Here is a 6893-nt window from a genome sequence, read left to right as displayed (position 1 = left end):
GCCCTGGGAGCGATGACGTTGAAAGTATCGCCGGCCCGGAAGCGGCCCACCGTCACCACCGCCGGCTGCAGTGGATCCACGTTGCGGGAGACGATGGTCTGCAAAGCGCTCACAATGTGGGATCCGACCACAATGGCATCCACCGTCTGCTGGGGAAGAGCGGCATGGCCGCCCCGTCCAATGACCTCGATTTGAAAGCGATCGGCAAAGGCCATCGAGGGGCCACTTTTGACGCCAATGGTGCCCAGAGGACGGTTGTTCCACAGGTGTAAGCCGAGGATGGCTTCTACATCTGGGTTCTTCAGCACCCCCGCTTCCACCATTGGCTTGGCTCCGCCGGGACCTTCTTCAGCGGGCTGGAAAATGACTTTGACGGTGCCTCTGAGGCTTTGGCGCTGCTGCTGCAGCAGCTTGGCGGTGCCCAGGGCAATGGCCGTGTGGCCATCATGGCCGCAGGCGTGCATAACGTTGGGGATGGCGGAACGGTATTCGACTTCGTTGGCCTCGTGAATGGGTAGGGCATCCATGTCGGCCCGCAGCGCCAAAACCGGCCCTGGCTCTTCTCCCGCGATGGTGGCCACAATGCCGGTGTGGGCGATGCCGGTCTGGTGCGGGATCCCCCAACTTCTCAGGCGGTGGCTGATGTAGGCGGCAGTTTGCTTCTCTTGGAAACCCAGCTCTGGGTACTTATGCAAGTGGCGGCGCCAGGCCACCAACTCCGGCTGTAAGGCTTGAACGGCGGGGCGAAGGGCGGGAACTTCCATAAACGCCTAGACAAGAGTCAGTCTGGGGAAGAGCTTCCTTCCCAGTTGGTTTCCCAGAAGCTGTTTAGTTACATGTCGGTTTCATAGAGTATGGCAAAAATTTTGCCAGGGCTGTTTCTTCCTAGGCCCACCGGGATCCCGTTTCTGGCGGCAGATCTTGCCAGCGGCCCGGCCCCACGGCGCGCAACGCCTCCGGCAGGGAGATGGCTCCTGAGTAAAGGGCCTTGCCCAGAATGGCTCCGGCCAAACCCGGCAAGCTCAGCAGGGCAAGTAAGTCCGTCAGCGAGCCGATGCCCCCAGAGGCAATCACCGGCAGGCGGGAAACAGCCAGAACCTGCCGCAACTGCTCCAGGTTGGGGCCGGCCAGGGTGCCATCCCGGCCAATGTCGGTGTAGATGATCCCGGCAGCCCCTTGAGCTTGTACCCGTTGCACCAGTTCGGTGGCCGGCAGGGGGGTGGTGTTCAGCCAGCCGCGGGTAGCCACCTGCCCTTGGCGGGCGTCAATCCCCACCCAGATGCGTCCTGGCAAGGCCTGAGTCATCGCCTCTAGAGTGTTGGGATCCTCCACAGCGACAGTGCCGACGATCACCCGATCTACCCCCAAGTCCAGCAACTGCCGCGCCTGTTCGAGAGATCGGATCCCGCCCCCCACCTGCACCGGGATGGCCAGTTTGCGGACGATGTCTGCAATGATGGGCAAGTTAACCGAATCCCCGCTTTTGGCCCCGTCCAGGTCTACCACGTGCAGGCGAGGCGCCCCTTGGGCAGCCCAGATTTCTGCCTGCTGGATGGGGTCGGCGGCCACCTGTTCCGCCTGGGCGTAATCGCCTTGGTAAAGACGCACGGCGCGGCCCTGCAAAAGGTCGATGGCGGGGATCACCTCGAGAAAGACACTGGCGTGAGGCATGATGGGATCCCTGGAGAAGAGCTTTTCCAGTATCGCCCAGCGGGGATCCTGGACAAGGGCAGCGGATAGGAAAACCTTTGGGGCGACCATGAACGCGCGTCAACTGGCCCTCTTGGCTCTGCAGAAGATCGAGCGGCAAAACGCCTACGCCGACCTGGTGCTGGAGCACCTGTTGGCCCATAGCCGCCTGATCCCCGCCGACCGGCACCTGGTCAGCGAGCTAGTGTACGGCATTACCCGCCGTCGCCGCACCCTTGATGCCCTGATCGACTGCTTTGCCCGCCGCTCTGCCTACCAGCAACCGCCCGACTTGCGGCTGATTCTGCACCTTGGCCTTTACCAACTGGCTTTTCTGGATCACATCCCCCCCAGCGCCGCCATCCACACCAGCGTGGAATTGGCCCGCCAGGTGGGCCTGGGATCCCTGACAGGGGTGGTGAACGGCATCTTGCGTGCCTACCAGCGGCAAGCGTTGGATGGGGCGGAAAAGGATCCGCTCAAGCCCTTACAGGACACGCTGCCCACGGATCCGATTCAGGCCTTGGGGATCCGGCACAGCTTTCCCGACTGGCTGGTGCGCCTCTGGTGGGAGCGCCTGGGGCCAGCCGAGACCGAGCAGTTGTGCGCCTGGTTCAACCGAGCGCCCCACCTGGATCTGCGGGTTAACCCGCTGCGGGCAGATGTGAACAAAGTCATTCAAGCCTTGGCAGAAGTGGGGATCCCCGCCTCACCCATCCCTGAGGTGCCGGGCGCCCTGCGGCTAGGGCGGCCTGCCGGCGATATCAGGGCCCTGCCGGGCTTTGCCCAGGGCTGGTGGAGTGTTCAGGATGCCAGCGCCCAGCAGGTGGTGCATTGGCTGGATCCCCAGCCGGGAGAACGGGTGATCGACTGCTGTGCCGCCCCCGGCGGCAAGACCACCCACATGGCCGAGCAGATGCAGGATCGCGGCGAGATCTGGGCCCTGGATCGCCATCCCCACCGCCTGCGGCGCCTAGAGGAAAATGTGCAGCGCTTAGGCTTGCGCTCGATCCGTCCCCTGGCCATCGACCTGTTATCCCTGAGCGCTGCTGCCGAACCCCCTGCCCCCCTGCCCCCCTGGCAGAGCGCCGACCGGGTGTTGCTGGACGCTCCCTGCTCTGGCCTGGGAACCCTGCACCGCCATGCCGATGCCCGCTGGCGCCAAACCCCCGATCAGGTGCAGGAGCTGGCCCATCTGCAGGGCCGGCTGTTGCAGGTGGCAGCCCGTTGGCTCAAGCCGGGCGGACTGTTGGTGTACGCCACCTGCACCCTGCATCCTGCCGAAAACGAGGCGGTCATCCAGTCTTTTCTGAACCGGCATCCCCACTGGGCTGCCGAAGGGGATCCCCTGCTCATCTGGCCCCATCGCCAGGATCGGGATGGATTTTTTATCCAACGGCTGCGCCGCTGCGATTAAGCCTTCCCCGTCCCATCTCTCCTCTTCCTCCGCATGGCTTCTGAGCTGCTCACCAGCCCAAAAAACCCTTGGATCCGGCAGTTGCGGCAGTTGCACCGCAGCAAAGGCCGGCGGGAACAGGGCGCCTTCTTAATAGAGGGATCCCACCTCCTCGAAGAGGCGCTGGGGGTCGGCTGGCCTCTGCGAGCTGTCTGCTACACCTTCGATTGGGCCGAGCGTCATCCCCAGTTGTTGGCCAGCCTGCCCCAGCATCTGCGGCGGCAGGCCGTCAGCCTAGAAGTGATGGCGGCCCTCTCTACCACCGAGTCTCCGGAAGGGGTTGTAGCTGTGGCCGTTAGCCGGCAAATCGCCTCCCCTCCCCCAGAGGCGTTGCGCCTGGGCTTGGTGGTCGAAGCCCTGCAAGATCCAGGTAATTTGGGATCCCTGATCCGCGTCGTGGCGGCCACCGGAGCCGATGGCCTCTGGCTAAGCGCAGACAGCGTCGATCCGGAAAACCCCAAAGTCCTGCGGGCCTCCGCCGGCCAGTGGTTTCGCCGCCCGCCGCAAGTCTTGCCCGACCTGCCCACCTGGATCCAGGCCTGTCGTCGCCAAGGGATCCAAGTTTTGGCCGCCACCCTCTCCCCTCTGGCCACCTGCCATTGGGATCACGACCTCACCCGGCCAACCCTTTTTCTCTTGGGCAACGAAGGGGCTGGCCTAAAGGCATCCACCATCCAGCAGGCCGATGCCCAGGTGCGAATCCCGATGGCCGAGGGCGTCGAATCCCTCAACGTGGCCATGACAGGGGGATTGCTGCTCTACGAAGCTTTGCGCCAGCGGCGAGCCCAGTTGAGAGACACAGCTTAAAGAGCCGCCCTCGTTTCACAACTCCTCATCTGCAAAGATGGGGGCCTCAACCTCTTCCTGCTCTCCCTCCTCCATCCCCCCCGGTCGGCTGGCAGAAACCGTTACCCCTGCAGAAAGTTTTTCCCGCACAGCCGCTTCCACCTCCGCCAGGATCTCCGGCTTTTCTTTCAGGTAAACGACCAGATTGTCTCTCCCTTGGGCCACATTCTCCTCTTTGTAGCTGTACCAGGAACCGCGTCGTTTGAGAATGCCCATCTCCTCAGCCAAATCGACAATGCAGCCGATGTTGGAGATGCCCTGGCCGAAGATGATGTCAAATTCTGCCCGCCGGAAGGGGGGAGCAACTTTGTTTTTCACCACCTTGACCCGCGCTCGGATCCCGTATTCTTCAGCACCTTTTTTTAGAGTTTGCACGCGGCGAATATCCAGCCGCACCGACGCATAGAACTTGAGGGCATTGCCGCCGGTGGTGGTTTCCTGGGGGCCGTAGCCCATGCCGCCGATTTTGGAGCGCAACTGGTTAAGGAACAGAACAATTGATCCGGTTTTGCTGACGTTGCCGGCAATCTTGCGCAGTGCTTGGCTCATCAGGCGGGCCTGTAGTCCCATGTGGGCATCTCCCATATCCCCCTCGATCTCGGCGCGGGGAACCAGCGCTGCCACCGAGTCCACCACCACAATGTCCACAGCAGCAGATCGCACCAGTTGATCGACGATCTCCAAAGCTGCCTCCCCCGTGTCTGGCTGGGAGATGAGCAGATCCTGGATATCCACCCCCAAAGCTGCTGCATAAGTGGGATCCAGCGCGTGCTCGGCATCCACAAAGGCGGCTGTTCCCCCTCGTTTTTGCACCTCGGCAATGGCGTGCAGAGCAACCGAGGTTTTCCCAGAAGATTCCGGCCCGAAGACTTCGATGATTCGCCCCTTGGGGTAGCCACCGCCCATGGCCAAGTCGAGGGTGATAGCGCCGCTGGGTATGGTCTCCACCCGCATCTGGGCCGCATCTCCCAAGCGCATGATCGCCCCTTTGCCGAAATTGCGCTCGATCTGGCCCAACACTTGATCCAGAGCTTTGCGTTTCTCCGACTTCAACTTGTCCAAGTCGTCTCCATTGTTCACGGCAGAAGCTTTGCTTCGGGTCATGGCCAGCACCCTCCCCCAGGAGTTGCGGTGGAAAATCGAGCCTGCATTCTAGCATTGTCGCCTTGTTGCCCTCAGCGGATCCCTTTATCTCCCTCCAAATTGGAGTCAGCTCGTACCTTGCCTCAGTTCCCAGCTCCCCTCTCCCTCTGGGAGAGGGGCCGGGGGTGAGGGGAAGCTGCCGGCCAACTCTCGGCTCGGCCTTCCAGAACGGGTAGAGTGAGTCAAAAAGACCAGTTCGGGAATCCTGCTGTGCTCATGACCCTGGTGTTGCAGTCCCCTGGCCCGATTGTGTTCGCCTGGGGCCCGTTCAGCCTGCGCTGGTATGGCCTGCTGATCGGCTTGGCAACTGTTTTGGGCCTGTTTCTGGCCCGCCATCTGGCGGCGCGGCGCGGCATCTCGCCCGATTCCATGTCCAACCTGCTACTGTGGCTGGTGGCGGGATCCCTGCCCCTTGCCCGCCTGTACTACGTGGCTTTTGAGTGGGAGCGTTATCGAGATGGCCCTTGGTGGAAAGTCCTGGCCCTCTGGCAGGGGGGAATGGCCATTCACGGCGCTTTGCTGGGGGGCACCGTAGCGCTTTACCTATTTGCCCAGCGGAATCGGCTGAACTTTTGGCTGCTGGCCGATTGCATCGTTCCTTCCCTTAGCCTCGGCCAGGGGATCGGGCGTTGGGGCAACTTCTTCAACAACGAGGCCTACGGAGAGGCTTTGCCCCCGGAGAGTTCTCTGTGGGTACAACTGCAGCTCCCCGACGGATCGCGGGTACATCCCACTTTTTTGTACGAATCCCTCTGGAACTTCTGCCTCTTCGGGATCCTGCTCTTTTTGAGCTATCGGCGTCAGCCTCCGCCTGGTAGCCTCCTGGGTCTCTACCTGCTGGGGTATAGCCTTGGACGCTTCTGGATCGAGGGGCTGCGCACCGACAGCCTCATGCTGGGGTCCTTGCGAGTGGCCCAGGGAGTGAGCCTGTTGCTCATCGGAGCTGGCTTGGCCGTGATGCTGACCGCTCAAAGACGTGCTTCTATTTACCCGAGCCAAGTGAGGCCCTCACCCGATCTCTCGACAGGGATCCCCACCCCTGAGCACCCCTCGAAGGAGCCGTAAGCCATGGCGAGCGCACGAGATGAAGAGCTTTGGCAACAAGCTTCTCCTCTGGTGTTGCCCTCTGCCGCTGCCACCCAATCGCTGGCGGCCCTGGTAGCCCAGGCTGTCGTTCGCCTCCTTGACTCTTCAGGCCAGCAACACAACCCCCAGGGCAGGAGCAGGATAAACTCCCCTCCCGGCCTAGTGATCCTTCTAGAAGGGAACCTGGGCAGCGGCAAAACCACGTTTGTACAGGGCCTAGGCCAGGGCTTGGGGATCCCTGAACCCATCGACAGCCCCACCTTCGTGCTGGTGCAGGAATACCACACGGGACGGATCCCTCTCTTTCATTGCGATCTCTACCGTCTAGAGTCTGCCCCTGGCGGAGCCGAGTCCTCAACTCTCGACGATCTGGGGCTGGAAGAACTTTGGAGCCAAGTTGGGATCACCGCCATCGAGTGGCCTCAGTACCTGCCCTACTTGCCAGCAACCTATCTCTGGCTGCGCCTAGAACTCCATTCCCAGGAAGAGGGATCCCGCCTGCTGTACGCCAAAGGCAAAGGATCCCAGCTCGCCCACCTTTGGCAGCAAGTGCTCTCTCAATTGAGTTAGCAAAACATTCAAAAAAAGAGCGAATTTCTATCCATAAAGTATAGTCACTCGCAACTAGGGTAAGCTACCCAAGTGGTGACAAAAGTTTTCTAGATCTTTGTAG

7 protein-coding genes are annotated in these 6893 nt (G+C 61.7%); 4 read left to right on the top strand and 3 right to left on the bottom strand.

Annotation, left to right across the window (positions count from 1 at the left end; all coding sequences use genetic code 11):
* Both NW835_RS02380 and hisA read right to left on the bottom strand, forming a co-directional pair.
* The coding region (locus NW835_RS02380; protein WP_414414429.1) for a M20 metallopeptidase family protein at window positions 1–764 on the bottom strand (764 nt) is incomplete at its 3' end.
* Between the two features lie 121 nt (window positions 765–885).
* Complete coding sequence (gene hisA / locus NW835_RS02375) at window positions 886–1671, bottom strand: 1-(5-phosphoribosyl)-5-[(5-phosphoribosylamino)methylideneamino]imidazole-4-carboxamide isomerase (protein ID WP_414414428.1); 786 nt, start codon at window positions 1669–1671, stop codon at window positions 886–888.
* Between the two features lie 88 nt (window positions 1672–1759).
* Here hisA and NW835_RS02370 point away from each other — a divergent pair, with 88 nt between their 5' ends.
* Together NW835_RS02370 and NW835_RS02365 are read left to right on the top strand one after the other, a co-directional pair.
* Window positions 1760–3106 (top strand): 16S rRNA (cytosine(967)-C(5))-methyltransferase, encoded by a 1347-nt coding sequence (locus NW835_RS02370; RefSeq protein ID WP_414335764.1) that lies wholly within the window; start codon window positions 1760–1762, stop codon window positions 3104–3106.
* Between the two features lie 33 nt (window positions 3107–3139).
* Window positions 3140–3952, top strand: a complete 813-nt coding sequence (locus NW835_RS02365) for a TrmH family RNA methyltransferase (protein ID WP_414335762.1) — start codon at window positions 3140–3142, stop codon at window positions 3950–3952.
* A gap of 15 nt (window positions 3953–3967) precedes the next feature.
* Here NW835_RS02365 and recA read toward each other — a convergent pair whose 3' ends face one another.
* The gene (recA, locus tag NW835_RS02360; protein WP_414414427.1) at window positions 3968–5095 is read right to left on the bottom strand and encodes a recombinase RecA; all 1128 of its coding nucleotides are present in this window, start codon (window positions 5093–5095) and stop codon (window positions 3968–3970) included.
* A gap of 255 nt (window positions 5096–5350) precedes the next feature.
* On the opposite strand from recA, the gene lgt reads away from it, so the two are divergent.
* Window positions 5351–6199 (top strand): prolipoprotein diacylglyceryl transferase, encoded by an 849-nt coding sequence (lgt, locus tag NW835_RS02355; protein WP_414414426.1) that lies wholly within the window; start codon window positions 5351–5353, stop codon window positions 6197–6199.
* Window positions 6200–6202: 3 nt separating this feature from the next.
* Window positions 6203–6790: a tRNA (adenosine(37)-N6)-threonylcarbamoyltransferase complex ATPase subunit type 1 TsaE gene (gene tsaE, locus NW835_RS02350; RefSeq protein WP_414414425.1), complete on the top strand. Its 588-nt coding sequence runs from the start codon at window positions 6203–6205 to the stop codon at window positions 6788–6790.
* Window positions 6791–6893 lie beyond the last annotated feature (103 nt).

The organism is Synechococcus sp. OH2 (assembly GCF_047462155.1).
Taxonomy (GTDB): Bacteria; Cyanobacteriota; Cyanobacteriia; order Thermostichales; family Thermostichaceae; genus Thermostichus.
This window is presented reverse-complemented; position numbering and strand designations above follow the sequence as displayed.

Bases quoted from the DNA above. Each gene is read 5' to 3' on its own strand.
- hisA (WP_414414428.1), bottom strand. From the start codon at position 1,671: ATGCCTCACGCCAGTGTCTTTCTCGAGGTGATCCCCGCCATCGACCTT.
- NW835_RS02370 (WP_414335764.1), top strand. From the start codon at position 1,760: ATGAACGCGCGTCAACTGGCCCTCTTGGCTCTGCAGAAGATCGAGCGG.
- NW835_RS02365 (WP_414335762.1), top strand. From the start codon at position 3,140: ATGGCTTCTGAGCTGCTCACCAGCCCAAAAAACCCTTGGATCCGGCAG.
- recA (WP_414414427.1), bottom strand. From the start codon at position 5,095: ATGACCCGAAGCAAAGCTTCTGCCGTGAACAATGGAGACGACTTGGAC.
- lgt (WP_414414426.1), top strand. From the start codon at position 5,351: ATGACCCTGGTGTTGCAGTCCCCTGGCCCGATTGTGTTCGCCTGGGGC.
- tsaE (WP_414414425.1), top strand. From the start codon at position 6,203: ATGGCGAGCGCACGAGATGAAGAGCTTTGGCAACAAGCTTCTCCTCTG.